Genomic DNA, 19,224 nt, shown 5'->3' with positions numbered 1-19,224 from the left:
CCTCCTCAAAATATGTAAGTAACAACATCTATAGATTATATATAAAAATCCTTATATGGTAAACTTATACTTATAAGGGATTTAAAGTTATATTCATTTGTTATCTATGAGTATTTTTATGACAAAAATCATCACCTAAGCTTTTCTGTAAAAAATAAGGAGGCGAAGAAAGTTGTATTGGATTTATCTATGTTTGGCTATTCTTTTTGAAGTTGCTGGAACTACGACCATGAAATTATCAGAAGGTTTTACTAAAGTTATGCCAAGTGTATTGCTTATACTTTTTTACATTTGTAGTTTATACTTTTTGACATTAACGTTAAAAAGTATAGAAGTTTCAATTGCTTACGCTATTTGGTCAGGTATGGGGATTATAATTATTACGCTAATTGGATTTATGTACTTCAATGAAAGTGTAAGTCTGCTAAAGATCGTCGCTATAGCTCTCATCATTATCGGTGTAGTGACATTAAATATGACCGGAGAAAAAGAAGCTAATGCCAGTAAATCCACTTTGGAAGAACACATTAAATAAAAAGATAAAATATTTAAAACCTTTTTCTCAGGACTACAAGCCATTGCGTATTGGGCATTTATTAAGGATTTCGATTTAACATGGTGGACTTTTAATTTATACTTGATGATTTACCCTCTATTCTTTATAAAACTATTTATAAAAGATAGCAGTAATCAAAAAAAGCACTTTTCCATGTAATAAAGATATTAATGTACATATAAAAAGAACAGATCCCCTTAAGGGGATCTGTTCTTCAAGTTAATCTAGTTGCATAAGTTATTGTAATTTCTCTCTTGTACGTTGCTTGGCTACTATCTTTATCCAATTCTTATTAGCCTTTAAAAATCAGTGGGGAAACGCCCTTTCTTAAGTTCCATTTATTTAAGGTACTCAATTCAATTTCTTGATTTGCAAAAAAACAAATACCTGTTGCATTGTCTCCAGGATAGATTCTGCTCGTCATCACTTTCTCGCCTTCATTAACAAAAACTTCAATGGACGATTTATCAACAAACAGATGAAGATGTAAGTGATTATTATTTAATCGAACAGGTGCTTTTCTGATTCCCCCATCTCCTTCACCTGATTTATCACGATTAAAAATAAACAAACTTTCCAGCCTATCATAAGTTAAAAGAGTTTCTTGGTGAGTGTCATGATCTGTTCTCAATTTTATTCCGAACTGTGAAGCAGCTTTTGCGTTAATTTTTACTTCAAGTTCGTAACAATCACCTGAAATACCTGCAAGTTCTTGTTCTCCGTTAACTGTAATATTTTCATACTGTACGTGATGTTGACGAAGCTGTTTAAGCTCCTGAATTGGTTTACTAATTATATTCCCTCGTTTAGTAGAAAGCTCACGCGGAATAGTCATTGCTCCCGCCCAATTATGTTTTTGTTCAGGCATGCTGCTTTCCCACATAGCCATCCACGCTACCATAATGCGTCTGCCATGTTCATCTTCTGTTGTTTGAGGAGCATAAAAATCAAACCCGTAGTCCAAAAGCTGAAAGTCTTCGTGTTGAAGCAGCCCTGTTTTATAGTCCAATTTCCCTTTTACATATCCAGCTTGATGTAAGTTATGGTAGAGATCCCCTTCTGATTTCATTCCTTGAGGTGACATGACAAGCACGTCTTGTCCATCAAGACTAAAAAGATCTGGACACTCCCACATAAAACCAAGATTTCCTTGGCTTTTGGCCATTACATTCATAAACTCCCAATTCAACAGATCTCTTGAACAATACAAAAGAACTTGCCCTTCATGATCCTTTGTACGTGATCCAAGAACACAATAATAATAGTCGTCCTTCTTCCATACTTTTGGGTCTCTAAAATGATGAGGATGAATATCTCCTTCAGGCACTGAATTAATCACTGGGTTTTGAGGCACTTTATTAAAATGAACGCCGTCTTCGCTCACAACAAGACATTGAACCTGTCTTAAGTCCGTATCATAGTTATCTCCTGTCCACACATTCCCTGTGTACATTGCATAAAGCTTTCCGTCTTTTTCAACTGCACTTCCTGAAAAACATCCATCTTGATCATATTCCTCACTTGGAGCAAGAGCGATAGGTAGGTGTTCCCAGTAAGTAAGATCCTTACTTTTTATATGCCCCCAATACATTGGCCCCCACTCGGGAGAGTAAGGATGATGTTGATAAAACAAATGATACTCACCTTTATAAAAGCTGAATCCGTTTGGGTCATTCATCCAGAATGCTGGTGTAGACACATGGTATTGCAGTCGCCAATGATTCTGATCAACAGACTCCTGCTCGTTTACCACAGATTTTATTGCCTTTGAGATTTTTGCTTGATGTTGATTTCTTAATGTTTTCAAAAATTTCACCCTGCCTTTCTACACGTAAATGAGTTAATTGTGATAAAAAGAGATTAAAATGATGAATCGATTTCACAAACAATGGACTCATAAGGTCGCAATTTTATTTGATTTAGGTGTAATTCTAAATGATCATAGTTCGATAAAATAACATTGTTTATATTAAAATCTAAGCTTAGAGTTAACTCTTTATTATCAAAGTTAGCAATCACCGCTATTTTTTTATCGTTCCACTCTCTCGTGTAGGCCATGATTTGCAGGCTATCTTTAAACATGTCTTCGTATTTACCAAAAGCAATCACATCTGAATATGGACTGCTTTTTCTTAAACTAATTAACTTTTTATAGAAATAAAATAAAGAATTACGATCTTTTAAAGCATTCTCGACGTTAATAGAAGAGTAATTAGAATTTATCTCTAGCCACGGTGTACCTTGGCTAAATCCTGCATATTCAGAATGATTCCACTGCATAGGCGTTCGAGAATTATCACGACTGCGTCTCCAAATCGCTGCTAATGCTTCCTCTTTTGAAAATCCTTCTTTTAGCGCAGAGTGATATTGATCAATTGAAGCTAAGTCATTGTAATGCTCGATTGATGGATACTCTACATTTGTCATTCCAATTTCTTGCCCTTGATAGATAAATGGCGTCCCTTTTAATAAAAAATAGACGGTAGCTAACATTTTAGCTGAAATAGGTCCTATATCTTCTGGTTTAATAAATTTGTTTAAAGAACGAGGCTGGTCATGGTTTTCTAAATAAAGCGCTCCCCACCCTGTGTTGTTATAGAACGTTTGACTATCAGAAATGGCTTTTTTGAAATCAAGTAGATTCCAATTATACGGTTCATACCATTTCCCTTCTTTTCCTACGTCTAAATCCACATGATCAAATTCAAAAAGCATACTAAAATGTCCGTCTTCTCCTGCATAAATAGGCAGTTCTTTGTGTGATACCCCAGGTGCTTCTGCCACCGTTAAGATATCGTGTGAAGTAAAAGCTTCTTTACTTAGTTCACTTAAAAATTCATGGATGCCTTGTTGATTGGTTTCAATTACATTCATTCCATCATGCGAATCAGCGAAGTCCTGTCGTTTTTTTATAAACGTAATGGCGTCTACTCTAAAGCCGCTAATTCCTTTATCTAACCACCATGTGACCATTTTATAAACGGCATGTCGAAGATCAGGATTTTCCCAATTAAGATCAGGCTGTTTTTTAGAAAATGCATGAAGATAATACTGTCCAGTTTGCTCATCATACTCCCAGCACGAACCGCCAAAAATAGATTTCCAATTGTTAGGAGGAGTCCCGTCTTCTTTTCCATTTCTCCAAATATACCAATCTCTTTTAGGATGATTTACATCACTTTTTGATTCTAGGAACCATTGATGCTCATCCGAAGTATGGTTAACGACTAAGTCCATGATAATCTTTATCTCTCTTTTTTTAGCTTCATGGATTAGTAGATCCATATCTTCCATAGAGCCAAATTCCTCTGCAATGGCTTGATAATCAGAGATATCATATCCGTTATCATCCATTGGTGATTGATAAACTGGACTTAGCCAAATAACGTCGATACCTAACTCTTTTAAGTAATCTAATTTTTGAATAACTCCTTTTAAGTCACCAATTCCATCTCCATTCGAATCATAAAAACTTTTCGGATAAATTTGATATACAACTGCTTCTTTCCACCACTGTCCCTTCGTTATTGTAGCGCTTTCTTCATTCTTTCTTTCACTTAGTTGAACCATTTCTTATCAGCTCCTATATATTTATATTAAAATTATGTACTTATTCTTCGTTTTATATGGTATCGATACCATATAAAATTAAAAAAATATATACTCTTAAAAATCTGATTTAACCTTTCTCCTTTAAGATGAATTCATTGTATTACATCATGGGAACGGTTTCAATAACTTTTCTGAAAATTTCTCAAAAAAGGTGAGAACGAATAACTTCAGCTCTCACCTTCATTTGCGATTTCCTATTACGTTGAGCTTCGAACCACCAGCTCGATTGGGAGTTCAAACGTTTCCACCTTTACTTCAGAATCATTCAACATATCAATAAGAGTTTCCATTGCTTTAATCCCCATCTGATCAATAGGTTGTCGTATAGTTGTTAGCTTCGGATCTAACATTTGTGCAAGAGGTTGATCATCAAAGCCAATAATCGCCAAATCATTAGGTATTTTTAGACCACACTCTTTGGCTTCAATCATCATTCCCCCGGCAATTTCATCACTTCCTGTAAATATAGCCGTTGGGCGATCCTCCATTGACAGGATTTTTTTAACTACTTGTTTTCCGTCTTCAATACTATGCTGGTTAACAAAAATCCACTTTGGATCTGGCTCGATTCCTGCCTCTTGAAGTGCTTTTTGATACCCTTGATTACGGTCCTTGTCCTTACCTTCCTCAGCGAACAATCCACCTGTACAGTACCCGATTTTCCGGTGGCCTTTTTCAAGTAAATGCTTTACCCCTATATATGCACCCTTGTATTGATCTAATCGAACAATTGGAACACTTGCGTTGTTCACATATTCATTACATAACAAAATAGGACCGTATTCAGTAAACGATTCTATGATACTCCAGTCATTTTCAATAGAGGTCATAATAATTCCGTCAACCTGCTTTGTTTTTAATAAATTTAAAAAGGCCAATTCTTTCTCTTTATCTTCATTACTTTGAAAAATTAATACATGATAGCCATTTTTATAAGCAACTTGTTCAATTGAATCGACTAAATAAGAGAAAAATGGATTTACGATTCTTGGTACAATGACACCAATTGTAGTCGTTACCTGCCCTCTTAATTTTCTTGCTGAAGGGTTCGGGGTATAGTTAAGCTCTTTCATTGCTTTTAGCACCAGATTTTTTTTCTCTTCTGAAACATATGAATGATTGTTTATAACACGGGAAACGGTTGTTTTTGATAACCCCGATAATTTTGCTACGTCATATATGGTAGGCATTTATTTATCACTCCATCACTAACTGAAATCAGTTTCATACTTATTTTAATTTTACGTTAAAAAAGAGCCAAAATGCAATGAATGAATTCGTTTTCATCTCTATATCATCTGTTCAATAAGAATACGAGCAAAATCGCTTTGACTCTTTAAAACAGGACCTTTTTATATAGATTAATAAACCGGCACATTTAAAAGTGTTTATCTCATAAGAGAGAAACCAGTACCACACTAAAAAAACACATTATATTTAAAATACCCTTTATTTAAAGGGTATTTTTTTAATTATTTTCTTATTGACATATGAAATCGGTACCATATATAATACAATCAAATCGAAAACGCTTTCTAAATAAAAGTTAGATACATAAACAGCAAAGGGGATTTAAATATGCAAAACAATAAACTTTACTGGAAGCTAAGCAGTTTCTTTTTCTTGTTCTTCTTATCTATTGCCTCTATTTTCACTTTTTTTGCTATCTGGTTAGGACAAAGCCTTGACCTTTCCGGAGCACAAACAGGTATTGTTTTTTCTGTAAACGCTATCTTTACTATGCTTTTTCAACCTCTTTATGGCTATATCTCTGATAAATTGGGCTTACGAAAGAATTTATTGTATTTCATTTCAATTTTAGTTATTTTATCTGGACCGTTTCTAATTTTCATCTATCAACCACTTTTAAACTGGAACTTTTGGATAGGAGCCCTGACAGGCGGATCTTATCTTGCCATCACTTTTTTAGCTGGTATCTCAGCCATCGAGTCATATATCGAAAAAGTTGGCAGAAAGTATGAGTTTGAATTCGGTCGTGCAAGACTTTGGGGCTCAATAGGTGCTGCCGTTGCAGCCGCTATTGGAGGGCGAATGCTTAATATTAACCCTGATATCAACTTTTGGATTGCATCGGGATCGGGCGTTCTCTTATTACTTGTTATTTTCCTTACAAAAGTAGAAGTATCCACCATTGAAGAAAAAAAGGCAAAGTCCCTTTCCATTCAAGATTTGGGCAGTTTATTTAAACGAAAAGATTTCTGGATTTTTATGATTTTCATGCTCGGAACGGGCTGTATTTATAATGTGTTTGACCAGCAGTTTCCTGTATACTACGCCTCTTTATTCCCAACAGAACAATTAGGCAACCAAATATTTGGTTACTTAAATGCAGGTCAGGTCTTTTTAGAATCCGGTATGCTGTTAGTTGCTCCGTTGATTGTCCGTAAAGTCGGTCCTAAAGGAGGTTTAATTTTAGCTGGAATCATTATGATTTTGCGCGTGGTAGGTTCAGGGCTAGTATCCGATCCATACAGCATTTCATTTATCAAGCTTCTTAACGCACCGGAGTTTGCCATTATCATCGTTTCTGTATTTAAATATCTGGCTACACATTTTGATACAAAATTCTCTTCCATCTTATATTTAGTTGGATATCAATTCGCAATGCAGCTAGGAGCGGTTATACTCTCCCCTATTGTAGGAAACCTATACGATTCCATCGGCTTTCGTCACACATACTTAATCATGGGGGTTATCGTGACTGTCTTTACTCTATTTGGTGCATTTCTTTTAAGAAACAAGAATCAAACATCTAAAGGTAGTAACGATTCAAAACTTACTGCTTAGAATCAGGAAAAATATAATAATTAGTCTTAAAACTTCAAAAATATCTTTTAAGCTGTTCCTATTACTGTTCCTATTAATTGTAATTCTCATAATTTTGAAAGCCTTTGTTAATTATAGCAAAGGCTTCTTTTTGGTGAGTTTCTTCTAGTTAACGTTATATATTGTTAACTAGAAGTATATAGTAGATATATCCTAAAAAACTACCGCTCCTGAACAGTAGCTCTTTCTCTTTATACGTAAATATTTTAAAACACCTTCAGTAGCATGCTCGGAGGATAAAACATTAATTTATTAAGAACGTTTTTCTAATCATCTAACCTTTTACGGTCGTCTGCTTGGGGAGGCTGTTCCATCCACTGATTATCAATCATATCTTTCCCAATACGGCTATAAATCCACAGGCTATCCAAGGCCGCCTTTTCACAGTGTGCTGAAATATCGGCTCTCATACTTGCAATAAGAGCTGCGTTATAATAAGTGACTGCTACACCAAAAAAGAAACCCGTTTGAAGAAGCATAAGCCGATCTGAAAAAGGAGAAATATTGGAATTTGTAACCTCTGTTTCGCATGATTTAGGCAGATGAAGATTGTCTTTGGTTAATAAGGATGAAAACACATCAATGTGTTTGTTTTTTACTTGCAGGCTTTTTTCTAATAATGCTCGTACGTTTTGATTTTTTGAAACTTGTGAAAAACCAAGGATCATCGCTTTGGCAATAAATGTTTTGTTTAAATTAAAATAAGCATGTCCACTTTCTATTGTATTTATCGGTCTTTGTTTACCGAACACATCCGTTACATAGTGGTAATGTTCAATCATTTCCACCTTGTTCGATGTTATGTAAGTAGGTGGTTGCTGATAAAGTTTTTTTGAAATAAGAAGATCCTTAGATTTTTTATAAATCTCCATTGCATCAAGGTTGCACTGATAATAAAAATCTACAATGTCTGGGCGTATGGAAGTCGTAAAAGATAGGCTCATTTCATTATGTCCATGTGTGCTCATCATATAAAGGGATTTAAGACACAAAACGTCCGTAAATAGAGGAGGAGCTTCTAAATTTACGTCTTTTTCTGTAAATCCGTTAGGAATAGGAAACTTCTCTTTTTTAAATAATGCTTTTAACGTATCTATATGATTAAGCGAATATTGAAGAGCTTCCTGAAAAAGATTATGTATTTCTGAATCTTGGATTGTATGAAGCATATATTTATTTACACATACAGATAATGTTTCACGGATATAGTGTGCCCATAAATTTGCAATTTCAGGAGATGTTAATCGATTCTTTTTTTGCAATTTTCTGTTCCTCCGGATCAAAGGCATTTTTTCTTAGCTTCCCCTCCTTTTAAGCTTTCATACTAGTTAGCTTTCCTCCTAATATTTCCGCTAAAAAAGAAAAAGCTACTCAAATGAGCAGCCTTTAAAAACACATACTTAAGGAAAAATATTGAATAAATCAAGATTAATTATTGTTTTGTTTATATTCTGCATCAAATGAGTTTTCACCGGCATGAACAGACAGCAAGGTATCAGCATAGCCAACCAGCCTGTTGACCAGCTCATCTGCAATTGCATAAACCAGAGGATGGATTTCTGCTCTAAATAGTGCTGGATCATCTAAAATGACTGTAGTGTTAATAAACACATCTCTATTTCCATAAAGGTTATAATGAATCATTGCCTTTCCTGCAGCTCCACCTGTTCTTGGATCTTCATAACCTGGAAGAAACACGTACCATTCTTCTGCTGTAGCAGACCGGAAATTTTTCGTAAAGGTCATTCCGTTGATCACTTTTTCAATCTGCATTTTTTGTTCCAAATGAGCTGCATCTACAATTTTCTTCTTCATAACGCACTCCTCATCACATTAGCGGAATTATTCGTCAGTAGGCGTAGCCTCTACAGCGATTTGATAAGCATCTAAAATGGGGTCACGTTCCTCAGGATCGGTCAATCCAACAAGATATTGTTCACCCTTTTCATCTTCAATGGTTATAAGATCTCTTTCCCTACTCCTCACTTCTCGTTCACCTCCACTAAAAATCTTCCCGGTTACTTTATCCGTTCTTCTCTGCTTCTATAATTGTATAAAATGAAATTCAATAGCCACGGCTAATATGGAGTTTCGTTATGGATATAAGTTATTTATTCGTCTATTGGAGAGTGAAACTTTAAGAAATGATTAAAAAAATGTTTTTACGATATCGTGTTGTGAATGACATTCATGGCAATAACAATTAATTTCTAAAGCATCTTCTGTGAGAGTATGTATAGTTTCTTTTCTGCACTTGTTACAGTATTCTTTTTTCTGACGTGTCTTTGACAATATAACCTCTTCCTCTCTTGCATTTTTAATTTTATGTTTAGTATAAAAATAACTATTGATACGGTATTTAAAGAGGATTGCAATAGCGATTGCAATCCTCTTCTCACATGGCAACTTTTAGATAACAAGGAAATGAAACATCTAATCCCACTTTTTACAGTGTCAATTGTTTCTAAAAATTAGTATGTCACCCTGATAAGGAAATAAACACCCATAATTTACCATGTATATACTTCTTGGCCCCTAGGAAACTTAAGAAAAACAAGGAGGTGACACAACATGGCAAACAACAAAAGCAGCAACAACAACGAATTATTAGTATATGGTGCTGAACAAGCAATCGATCAAATGAAATATGAAATCGCTAGCGAATTTGGTGTAAACCTTGGTGCTGATACAACTGCACGTGCAAACGGATCAGTAGGTGGCGAAATCACAAAACGTCTTGTACAAATGGCTGAGCAACAACTTGGCGGCGGACGTTTCTAAGACAACTTTATAAAGTGATGGCTGAAGGAAGAGTGGATACCCACTCTTCTTTTTATTATGGACATTTTCTATTTATCATCACAAGTAGAAAGCCACATAAAGCATGACAAAACAAAAAAACTGCCAAAGAAGGCAGCTCTCTGTATAACAAGGGTATTGTGACTGATGCCCTTATAGGTATCTTGAATAGTATACGTAAAATAGTGGATTGTATTCACTGATAAAATTCCTTTTTATATCTAGAAGAATAATAAAACATCATATGGAAACGTTAAGTATGTGCATAGTAAGAAAGGTGGCACATTATTATGAGTATGTTAAGGAGGATAACAATGGGTATTTTAAGTGGAAATCCTACAGATGAACCGATGCATTACGGTGAAGTGTTTGGAACATGGTCGTTTCTTTCTGCTTCAAAAGGATTAGTAGCGGGTTATCAAACGTTTCTAAATCATGTAGGCGACAAGGATCTACATAAGTTGGTACAAGAAACGATTGAACAATGTCAGCAGGAAATGAAAGGTGTAGAAAAGCTATTAAAAGAAAATGGAGTGGCTTTACCTCCAACTCCGCCTGAACGTCCAGAAGCTTGTTTAGATGATATTCCAGTAGGTGCACGTGTTCAAGACCCCGAAGTTGCTGCGGCTATTTCACTGGATATAGCTGCTGGTCTAGTTGCTTGCAGTCAACTGATTGGTCAATCTATTCGTGAAGATATTGCAGCAATGTTCGGTCAAATTCACATGCAAAAAGTAGCCCTTGGTGGAAAGTTTTTGCGACTTAACAAAGAAAAAGGCTGGTTAGTTCCACCACCTCTTCACAAGTCAAAAAACACGGATTGTTAATCATAAAATTCGTATAAAACGTGAAGATTTCACATTAAGTAAATCATACAATATGCTATGAGAAGGAACTACTGATTCATTCCACACTAGTAGTTCTTTCTCATAATGAATAAAGAGCAACAATGAGCGCAAACTACTCAAGATGCAGTAGAGCATTAGCAATATAATAACATCTATATTTCAACGACTAGGAAAACTACTGCATAGGAGCAGTAGTTTTTTTCCTTTTTATTGTGTTGTATAGAATATAGAAAGGCAGTGGACATATGTACGTTTATAAGCAGGACCAAATTAATTCTGGAATACATGATAGTCTTTTAAGAGAAACTACTAACAATATACAAAAAGATACTTCGAGTATGATTAAGGAGATAAAACCAATTGAATAATAAATTTGAAAAACGCTTTTTGAGGGTTTTATTTATTTTAACTCTATTAGGTTTACCTTTTTTATTTAGAAAGCCTCCCGTGAAAGACTCAATATTGACTTTTCTTCTTAATGGGTACACCAACGGGATAGTTGACAGATTTGTTGTTACTCATAAGCTGATTAAATATCCTGTACGCTATTTTCGAAAAGAGTTTAAGATACATGTTTTATTTGACTTTTTGCTATATCCAACTGTCTCCGTTATCATCAACAAACTAACAAAAAACGATAAACCCTTAGTTATCATATATAAAATTATTTTATTCATCTTTCCAATATTTTTGATCGAACTTTGGGCAGAAAGAAACACAAATTTAATTAGATGGAGAAGACCTTGGAAATGGTATCATACTTTACTTAGTCTTACAGTCAAATCAGTATTAAACAGGTTAATGATTGGAGCTATAAGAGTATTAGATGAAAAAGTAGAAAAGAGTTCTTGATTAATGAAATAAAAAGTATCTTTTTTCCGAATCCATAGGAGATCGTAAATGAATAATTATAAAAATGACAATACTGCAAGACGCTACATTGCTCATGTCAGTATATTTGGAACGACTCAAATCCATTTAAGAAACCCCTATATTATCGCTTGGTGGTCAGCAGCTTTTCCAGGGTTTGGGCACCTACTACTGTCTAAATACCTTCGGGGCTTTGTGTTATTTGTATGGGAAGTGGTCATAAATATTAAATCTCATGTAAATTTAGCTATGATTTATTCTTTTCAAGGAAACATTGATATGGCCAAAGAAGTGCTTAATACAAGATGGCTTCTTATTTATATTCCCGTTTATATTTTTTCTATATGGGATAGTTACCGAACAACAGTTGATTTAAATAAAATATACGTGTTAGCTGAACGAGAAAACCATCGGTTCAACACCTTTAGTATGGGTGCCATGGAAATAAACTATTTAGATAAGCGGAATCCCATCTTATCCGTTGTTTGGTCCTTGCTGATGCCAGGCCTAGGACAACTCTATATTCATCGCATTATTGGTGCTTTCTTTGTTATCATCTGGGCAGTCGTTTTCTTTTATTATTCTCACCTGCTTGAAGGGGTTTCTCTTCTATTTTTAGGAGAAATAAAACAGGCTACTTCCGTTTTAAATAAAGAATGGCTATTATTTTTCCCTTCCCTATATGGTTTTGCTACCTTCGACTCCTATATAAATACGGTTGAGAATAATAAACTTGCTGAAAGAGTTCAGAAAAACTTCTTTGAGAAAACGTATCAACATCCAAGCTTTTGTATTGCGAAAGGAAAAAAGGTGGAGTGAAAACATGCAGGTCTTTTCTACATTTGAATACTCCAGTTACATAGAATTAGCTGTTTCAGAGCTAGAAAAAAAAGGGATAAAGAAAGAAGATATATTTATTGTCCCCCTTAATAATCGAACGGAAGATCGCCGGATTTTTGACAGCCTTCATCGAGCCGATGGAGTTTCTCTTATTGATTTAGGAATGGCTCTAGCCACAGCTTTTTCAGTCATCGGCGCAAGCATTGGGTTTAAACTAAGCTGGGGGCCCATCTACTGGGGACTAATTGGTGCTTTTATTGGATTTACCTTAGGACTAGGAATTAAACTATTTATGTTTAAAGTGATCAGGAAAAATCAACGGCTTTTACGCGGCAAACATTCGGAAGTCATACTCATTGTGGATTGTCGTACGGTGGACGCCGGAGTGGTTGAACAAACTTTGTGGAAAAACTTGGCCTTAGGTGTTTCAAAAGTCAGATCTGATAGCTTATAAAAATAAGTCATCACTGTACAATGTAATAGCAAGATGCAGGATGAATAAATTACTATTCAGGATTGGAAATAACTTTCTTAACGCATTGAGGGGGTTTTTCTGTTTTTAAGCTGTATATTCTTTAATTAGCATAATGTCATTTATTAGAACCAAAAAAGCTTTTAAAAAGAGCTTTTTTGATTCTAACATATGTTAAATGCCATTCTACCATCCTTTTTGATTTCTTAATGTGGTAATTTGAGCAATATGATGCTTTCCATGCCAAGCGTAAGTGGCTATTAATTGCTCAATCGTCACTTCCCCGTTTTCAGGGTGGTGGATCGTTTTCTTTAAACTTATTTCATCAAGTGAGTTTAACACTTTATGAAGACGCTTATGTAAAGCAGCAAAAAGTTGAATAGAAACTCCTATCGGTAAATCATTATCAGGCAGATTTGACCAAGCCACTTCATCATAGGCCTTAATAGTAGGTGCTTGCTCTGTTAAACCTACTTTAAAACGAGTATAGGCATTCATATGTGAGTCAGCTAAATGATGGACAACTTGACTTAATGTCCAGCCTCCTTCTCGGTAAGACGTGGCTAATTGTTCTTTTGTCAGCCCTTCTACAGCATCAGCTAATTGCTTTGGGGCATCTGCAATGTCATGAATCCACCCTTGAATATCTTCTTTCTGAATATTTTCTTTCACGGTAAATTTACCAATAGGATATTGATTAAACATATTTTGTCCTCTCTTTCTATTTTTATTACTATCTATTATAGCAACTTTAAATTGTAAATAAATTTAAATATTCAGAATTAAATACAGATGAAAAATTATAATCTATAAATATGCTGTGTACTTTCAGTTACTATCATTTACATTCTCCGCAGTACAAAGACCTGCCTTTGCTATAATTCATGATAATTTCCTCTTAAATTAGGCCGCTTTTAATTAAAACAATAAACATATTGATAAACTTTCCGTAAAATTAGGTTGAGGTGAGTACTTTGAGCAGTGATTATAAAAGCTATTTCTACAAAAATTTCTTTTTAATATATTTTATTACCATGTCGTTATTTATTATCGTTGATATTATAGAATCAGGAAGAATTACACTTTTTTCTTTTGGAGACAGGTGGAATTTCATCTTGGATCAAATTGGCTTTTGTTTAATTGCTATCGGCTTTTTTAGCGCATTCATTGCAAACTTATTATGGAAAATAAAAAGAGTTAAATAAATACGTCATAGCCCCCCACAAATAAAAGAGGACCTTCAGCTATTGGAAGGTCTTTTTTGGAGATTTGCTTTAAGCGCTTGTAATCTTGATTGAGAATCATTGGTTTGTCCAATTACTTTTTCTACGATGTATTGATATCCATATAAAACAACGGCTAAAACCGTAGTCATCCCCCAGTACATGCTTGGCGACATCTTTTTCATTTTAAATGTGACGATGGCATTAGAATCCAATCTTCAAAAAAAGAAGCATCTAGCCTTTAAAGACTAAATGCTTCCTCTCCTTTACACCTTATAGATTTCATTAGACGACAGCCAGTCAACGAATTGATGATACGGATAATAGGTAGTCCCTTTCAACTCTATTTTTGGAGCTCCGGGATATTTTGTTAACAGCTCTTCAATTTCACCTTTACTTAAGTGAAAGTGATAGTGTAGATCTTTTTCTTTAATTAAATAAGGATATTTTGATTTTCTTTGAGGTTTGCTGAAATTCTTTAAACCATCGCTTATAAAATAACCAAGGGCAGCCAATCCTAACGCTAACCAAAAAAAGTTCATTTCCAAAGTAGGATACCCCCAAACATTCTCATAAAATAAATTTGAGACCTTACTCTATAAGATCTCTACAGATGAGCCAGCTTTTCATCAGCTATAAACTTCATAAGTATACCTGCACCTGACACATTTAATACGATGCTGCTACCTAAAATAACACCATATAATAACCCAGCTATATGTAATGTTAAAGCTAAAACCAAAAAGACTGTTCCTGTACCGACTAAAAGTAATCCCAAGCTTCGATTGTTCATCTATTTCACCACCAAAAAAGTAAATATAGTTATATTTTAACATAATTATATTTATTTTACTGATTAAAGAGTCTTTCTATTTATATGCTGTATACAACATATAAAGCTAGTCACTCTAGTACTGAAAAAGAAGGAGAAGCTAAGCCGCGTTAGTTTCCCCCTCTTTTTGTATCTCCAGTTTTCATTAAGAACCCTGCGGATGTAATACAGGCAGCAGATAAAAGTAACCCTGTTAATCCCTGTTTTAAAACGAACCCAAATATTGTGATAGAAAATGATCCTAAAAAGAACATCAATTTAACTAAAACATTTCTATTGCTCATTTATATAATCATCTCAATTCTATATACAAATAATATATAAAGTTACTGGCGTTGTTCTCTTTGCCCAGCAATCCAAGCTAACGCTAAAATAGAAACAGTTACAGCTACTGCAGTCAACATAACTATATTCACCTCTTCTTCCTTAACATAAAATCTCATACTCTATATTAAGCTTTATTATTTAAATACTGAGTAAGTAAATGAACTGCACCGTCTTGTTTTTTCTCTATTGCAATCTCTAACGGCGTTTTACCATCATCTTTTGCATCTTGATATCTGCACCTTTTTCTATAAGAAGTTTAATCATATTTTTATCTCCTAGCAGCGAGGCCTCATGAAGACTAGTCCATCCGCCGCTTTGTTTTGCATTTACATCTGCGCCTTTTGTAAGCTACAAGTCTACAGCTTGAATTTGCTTATTTGCTACTGCTGCATGAAGAGGCATGTTATCATTCGGGTTTTTAGCTTTAGCATGAATATCCGCCCTCAATGACAACAATAACTTGGCGCTATCCGCTTGCCCAAAATAACAAGCTAAAGGTAAAGGCGTCCATCCATCTGAATTAAAAGCGTTAAGTAAAGATGGCTCTTTATTTTATAACGCTTTTATCTCTTCACTTTTTCCATTTACCGCAGCATTTGTTATTTGATCAATATATTCCATTTTATCATAGGTTAGTGAATGAACACGACATACAAACTTAGGTATATAAGTAAGAAGGACGATAAGGAATACGATGATAAAATTAAGTATTATAGTTCCTTTAGTTAAGAATGGAAAGTTGATATGAAAATACCTAATAGCGAAGAGTTAGACTTCCAATGGTATGACATAAAGGTTCTTTATAAGTACTTAATAGTGGATAAACCTAAAGAAGAAAATTTAGCTAATGTCTTATCTCGGCACTATCCAGAAGTTATGGAAAATGAAACAGAGCAGCTACGAAAAAACTTCCTTTTAAGGAATAGAGATTTTAATTGAAGATTCACACTAGATATAAAGATAGAAGATATACATCCTCTCTAGAAACAACAAATAAGGAGCCTTAAATAAGGCTCCTTGTTTGTTCTCTATTTACCTTTTGCTTTTTAAAAGTAACGCTCAATCACACTATTACTTACACTGCATCCGGCATTACATATAAATTGGATGGGATAATTTTGTTTTCTAAAATTAAGTATGGATGGCACTTCATTAAAGCAAGTTTAAGAACTTCCGGTACTCTCTCTTCATCATACGCGCATACTAAATGTAATCCGCCTTTATTTACTAATTTGTCAGCTTCATTTTCAAACTCTTCTAAAATAGGTATAATTCCTTCTTGCTGTCCCCATTCGACATGAGCCCATATTTGAAAAGCCGTATTGTTTTTATAAAAAGGATCTAAGTGTTTAGAGAGATGTTCAAAAATGATGGCAGGCTGAAAGCTTCCACTTGAACAGTAATAATCAAAATTATTAATGGTATGTATATATGCTAGTTGGTCTTTAGTCAGAATTCCCTCTAATTTTTTAAAAATCAGCGGAATTAGTCTTTCACTTTCGATAACTAACGTATGTCTTTCTTGTTCAATCCCCGAAACAATATAAGACACAAGATTATCTAAGTAACTTCTCATATCGTCAATATTGTAGTAAATATGAACGCTTTCATTATTCTGTATTAATTGAGCAAACTGATTTTTCAAGTGTGTACGCTCCCTTATATAAAATCAACCTAAATTTTAAGACTCTTAAAATAGTGAATTATCTATTCATTAGAACAATTTTACGCTTTGCATTCTTGTCTGTCAAAACTAGATGTTCCCCGCTTTGTTTTAGGGTGTACAGCTGGTTTTTAGAATCGTGTATCTATATTGATTGCAAACGAGATAACAGTTGTGCCAGTTATTCTGGCGTCTTGGCTAAAGGACACTGTACCCTTTTAAAATACGATTAAAACTTAATAAGAAATAATTTGCAGAAGTAAGTTTTCTTACCTCTTCATTAAATAAATTCTTATGCAGCATTTCTTTATTTTGTATAGAAGACTAGTCACTATAAAACACAAAGAAAAAACGCCACTTGCTTTAATAAGTGGCGCCTTTTCTTTTAAAATATTTGAGTAAAGGCTACAATTAAAATCGTAATCCCGCTTATTAGCGTTCCGTATTGACTCAATGTAAATTTCCCAATTTGCACATTTGCGGCTTTTTGCCCCACCATTACCCCTAGCCATACTGTGATAAAACTGCCAAATGCTGATGTAAGCGAAATAGCTAAAGGTGACAATCCAAGCAAACCTGCTCCTAAACCATTTGTAAGTGCGTTAGCTGAAAGTGCTACACCTAAAACACTGCTTTCTATCCATCCAATAGAGCGTACTTTTCCTTGCTCCCTACTATCTAATTCATCAATTCCGTTATTTCTTTGGGAGCTGACTAATAAAATAATCCGAATCCCAATTAGCGTTAATAATACGACGGCTACAATAACATGGAAAACTCCTGGTAAGATGGTTGAAATCCACTTGCCAAACGTAATTCCCACCATGCTAAAGAGGAAACAAATAGCTGCTATTAGTAAATTAGAAAGCCATTTTATCCTTACCTTTCGAACTCCGTATGATATTCCTACACCAAAGTTATCTATACTTGATGACAGTGCAAAACCTAAAATAAATAACCATTCCATTTTGTATTCTCCTTTTAATGATTCTCCTTTTAATGATAATGTTGAGGAAATTTGCTTACTTGTTGCATATATTGTTGATAAACCTTCAATAAAATGATTACTGCACGTTGAAAAATATAAAGAGGTGAATCGCGATGTCTAAGATCCAACATGACCAAAGCCTTGGTTTGTTATTACGGTCTTTATTAAAGAAAAATGCTTTATCTATGCGGAAGCTTAGTTCACTTACGGGGATTGATACGGCAACTATTTCACGGATTATAAACGGAAAGCAGCAAGCAAATCTACATCATTTAAAACAATTTGCGCGCTATTTAAATACTCCGCTTGAAGCATTGATTGACCCTGCTGGAGCTGCTTCAAACAATACAGAAAATGAAGTAGAAACAGGCATTCATTACTCCATTGATAAAATTCAAGAAATACTTAAATCTTTTAATACAGTGGATACAAACTTTACGATTGAGCGTGTAGAACAAGAACTAACTAAATATAAGCAATATGCACAGACGGATGAAGGACACAGCATGATTTGTAATAACTTTCAAACCAAAATAGAGCAAGTAGGCAGTGTTGGTACTTTCATTGATCAACTAAAGCAAATGTATCTTGAATACTGTAGCGAAAAAACCTCAGCTGCCAGGCGCCCTATTTTGGGAAGTGCGCTATTGTATTTTATTTTGCCTACCGATATTATCCCAGACTATGTCTTTCCAATCGGCTATTTAGACGATGCAATAGCTGTACAACTAGTGATGAATCAACTTAAGGAATAAAAACTGATTTTTATCAAGCGAGCTGAACGCGGCATGCCGCTATTTATTGTGAAAACAGAACTTTTTCTGAACCATGGCGATGAGCAGGTAAATATTCTATTGCTTTCTTTAATTTAGATAATTCTTTTAGCACAATCTTTTTAATGATTTTTTCTTTTTCAGATGGCTTGCATGACTCCTTGCATGACTCCTTGCATGACTCCTTGCATGACTCATGGTTACATCTATGTGCACACATACCTAAAGGGATTTTTTCTCCTACAAATGGATCTATATAGACTCCATTTTCAAATAACTTACTCTTAATAAGATTTTCATTTTGCAATCTGCAGCAAGTAACGCAATAGTACATTCGTTTTCCACTCTCTTTCTCATATTTGATTTTGAAACATCTTATGAGAACTCATCAACAGAAGTGCTTGTTCCTATATTAAAAGTTGAAAAAATCTCAACAGGCGTTGATGAATACTCAACACACATCACTTACAAACATATAGTTTAATAATGACATCATAAAGAGTGTCATACATTGAGGAGGGAATGCGGTGAAAACAAGAGGTATTATTAACGCTATAATCGGTATTTAGTTTGT

The 19,224-nt window shown here is 34.5% G+C and carries 21 protein-coding genes and 2 pseudogenes; 9 read left to right on the top strand and 14 right to left on the bottom strand.

The window, feature by feature from the left end:
* Positions 1 to 172 precede the first annotated feature (172 nt).
* Entirely contained in the window at positions 173 to 535 is a 363-nt protein-coding gene (locus SB717_RS18530; protein ID WP_074676731.1) for a DMT family transporter, read from the top strand.
* 18 nt (positions 536 to 553) lie between these two features.
* Positions 554 to 715, top strand: a pseudogene (locus SB717_RS18525) (DUF5360 family protein); the annotation flags it as partial.
* A gap of 133 nt (positions 716 to 848) precedes the next feature.
* Here the strand turns inward: SB717_RS18525 and SB717_RS18520 are convergent.
* From SB717_RS18520 to SB717_RS18510, 3 genes are all read right to left on the bottom strand, one after another.
* Positions 849 to 2,363 carry a glycoside hydrolase family 32 protein gene (locus tag SB717_RS18520; RefSeq protein WP_410904416.1) on the bottom strand — a complete coding sequence of 505 codons (1,515 nt, stop codon included), beginning with the start codon at positions 2,361 to 2,363 and terminating at the stop codon, positions 849 to 851.
* A gap of 53 nt (positions 2,364 to 2,416) precedes the next feature.
* Complete coding sequence (locus SB717_RS18515) at positions 2,417 to 4,126, bottom strand: alpha-glucosidase (protein WP_410904415.1); 1,710 nt, start codon at positions 4,124 to 4,126, stop codon at positions 2,417 to 2,419.
* Positions 4,127 to 4,365: 239 nt separating this feature from the next.
* The gene (locus SB717_RS18510) at positions 4,366 to 5,358 is read right to left on the bottom strand and encodes a LacI family DNA-binding transcriptional regulator (protein ID WP_074676735.1); all 993 of its coding nucleotides are present in this window, start codon (positions 5,356 to 5,358) and stop codon (positions 4,366 to 4,368) included.
* Positions 5,359 to 5,746: 388 nt separating this feature from the next.
* Between SB717_RS18510 and SB717_RS18505 the strand changes: the two genes are divergently transcribed.
* Positions 5,747 to 6,976, top strand: a complete 1,230-nt coding sequence (locus tag SB717_RS18505; protein WP_410904414.1) for an MFS transporter — start codon at positions 5,747 to 5,749, stop codon at positions 6,974 to 6,976.
* A gap of 305 nt (positions 6,977 to 7,281) precedes the next feature.
* Here SB717_RS18505 and SB717_RS18500 read toward each other — a convergent pair whose 3' ends face one another.
* From SB717_RS18500 to SB717_RS18490, 3 genes are all read right to left on the bottom strand, one after another.
* Positions 7,282 to 8,277: a DUF3231 family protein gene (locus SB717_RS18500; RefSeq protein ID WP_410904413.1), complete on the bottom strand. Its 996-nt coding sequence runs from the start codon at positions 8,275 to 8,277 to the stop codon at positions 7,282 to 7,284.
* Positions 8,278 to 8,443: 166 nt separating this feature from the next.
* The gene (locus SB717_RS18495; protein ID WP_074676741.1) at positions 8,444 to 8,830 is read right to left on the bottom strand and encodes a hypothetical protein; all 387 of its coding nucleotides are present in this window, start codon (positions 8,828 to 8,830) and stop codon (positions 8,444 to 8,446) included.
* A gap of 27 nt (positions 8,831 to 8,857) precedes the next feature.
* Positions 8,858 to 9,001, bottom strand: coding sequence for a hypothetical protein (locus SB717_RS18490; protein WP_312035952.1), 144 nt, complete (start codon positions 8,999 to 9,001; stop codon positions 8,858 to 8,860).
* Positions 9,002 to 9,586: 585 nt separating this feature from the next.
* Here SB717_RS18490 and SB717_RS18485 point away from each other — a divergent pair.
* From SB717_RS18485 to SB717_RS18465, 5 genes are all read left to right on the top strand, one after another.
* Complete coding sequence (locus SB717_RS18485) at positions 9,587 to 9,796, top strand: alpha/beta-type small acid-soluble spore protein (RefSeq protein WP_013084404.1); 210 nt, start codon at positions 9,587 to 9,589, stop codon at positions 9,794 to 9,796.
* A gap of 332 nt (positions 9,797 to 10,128) precedes the next feature.
* Positions 10,129 to 10,641, top strand: a complete 513-nt coding sequence (locus SB717_RS18480; RefSeq protein WP_013058453.1) for a DUF3231 family protein — start codon at positions 10,129 to 10,131, stop codon at positions 10,639 to 10,641.
* 381 nt (positions 10,642 to 11,022) lie between these two features.
* Entirely contained in the window at positions 11,023 to 11,514 is a 492-nt protein-coding gene (locus SB717_RS18475; protein WP_074676745.1) for a CBO0543 family protein, read from the top strand.
* Positions 11,515 to 11,562: 48 nt separating this feature from the next.
* Positions 11,563 to 12,351: a hypothetical protein gene (locus tag SB717_RS18470; protein ID WP_410904412.1), complete on the top strand. Its 789-nt coding sequence runs from the start codon at positions 11,563 to 11,565 to the stop codon at positions 12,349 to 12,351.
* A 4-nt stretch (positions 12,352 to 12,355) separates the two neighbouring features.
* Positions 12,356 to 12,826, top strand: a complete 471-nt coding sequence (locus SB717_RS18465) for a hypothetical protein (protein WP_074676749.1) — start codon at positions 12,356 to 12,358, stop codon at positions 12,824 to 12,826.
* 204 nt (positions 12,827 to 13,030) lie between these two features.
* Here the strand turns inward: SB717_RS18465 and SB717_RS18460 are convergent, their stop codons facing one another.
* From SB717_RS18460 to SB717_RS18430, 7 genes and pseudogenes are all read right to left on the bottom strand, one after another.
* Positions 13,031 to 13,549, bottom strand: coding sequence for a YfiT family bacillithiol transferase (locus SB717_RS18460; RefSeq protein WP_410904410.1), 519 nt, complete (start codon positions 13,547 to 13,549; stop codon positions 13,031 to 13,033).
* Positions 13,550 to 14,084: 535 nt separating this feature from the next.
* On the bottom strand, positions 14,085 to 14,219 hold the full coding sequence (locus SB717_RS18455) for a hypothetical protein (RefSeq protein WP_312035953.1): 135 nt from the start codon (positions 14,217 to 14,219) through the stop codon (positions 14,085 to 14,087).
* Between the two features lie 114 nt (positions 14,220 to 14,333).
* On the bottom strand, positions 14,334 to 14,615 hold the full coding sequence (locus SB717_RS18450; protein ID WP_410904409.1) for a DNA-binding protein: 282 nt from the start codon (positions 14,613 to 14,615) through the stop codon (positions 14,334 to 14,336).
* Positions 14,616 to 14,674: 59 nt separating this feature from the next.
* Positions 14,675 to 14,860, bottom strand: a complete 186-nt coding sequence (locus tag SB717_RS18445; RefSeq protein ID WP_074676757.1) for a hypothetical protein — start codon at positions 14,858 to 14,860, stop codon at positions 14,675 to 14,677.
* A gap of 490 nt (positions 14,861 to 15,350) precedes the next feature.
* Positions 15,351 to 15,847 (bottom strand): annotated as a pseudogene (locus tag SB717_RS18440) (ankyrin repeat domain-containing protein).
* A gap of 454 nt (positions 15,848 to 16,301) precedes the next feature.
* Complete coding sequence (locus SB717_RS18435) at positions 16,302 to 16,871, bottom strand: MEDS domain-containing protein (RefSeq protein WP_410904408.1); 570 nt, start codon at positions 16,869 to 16,871, stop codon at positions 16,302 to 16,304.
* A gap of 403 nt (positions 16,872 to 17,274) precedes the next feature.
* Positions 17,275 to 17,907 carry a manganese efflux pump gene (locus SB717_RS18430; protein ID WP_410904489.1) on the bottom strand — a complete coding sequence of 211 codons (633 nt, stop codon included), beginning with the start codon at positions 17,905 to 17,907 and terminating at the stop codon, positions 17,275 to 17,277.
* A gap of 83 nt (positions 17,908 to 17,990) precedes the next feature.
* Between SB717_RS18430 and SB717_RS18425 the strand changes: the two genes are divergently transcribed.
* The gene (locus tag SB717_RS18425; RefSeq protein WP_074676763.1) at positions 17,991 to 18,632 is read left to right on the top strand and encodes a DUF1232 domain-containing protein; all 642 of its coding nucleotides are present in this window, start codon (positions 17,991 to 17,993) and stop codon (positions 18,630 to 18,632) included.
* Between the two features lie 43 nt (positions 18,633 to 18,675).
* On the opposite strand, the gene SB717_RS18420 is transcribed toward SB717_RS18425, so the two are convergent.
* On the bottom strand, positions 18,676 to 18,984 hold the full coding sequence (locus tag SB717_RS18420; RefSeq protein WP_410904407.1) for a DUF3973 domain-containing protein: 309 nt from the start codon (positions 18,982 to 18,984) through the stop codon (positions 18,676 to 18,678).
* Positions 18,985 to 19,224: the final 240 nt, after the last annotated feature.

Source organism: Priestia sp. SIMBA_032, assembly GCF_046535215.1.
Lineage (GTDB): Bacteria > Bacillota > Bacilli > Bacillales > Bacillaceae_H > Priestia > Priestia aryabhattai.
This window is presented reverse-complemented; position numbering and strand designations above follow the sequence as displayed.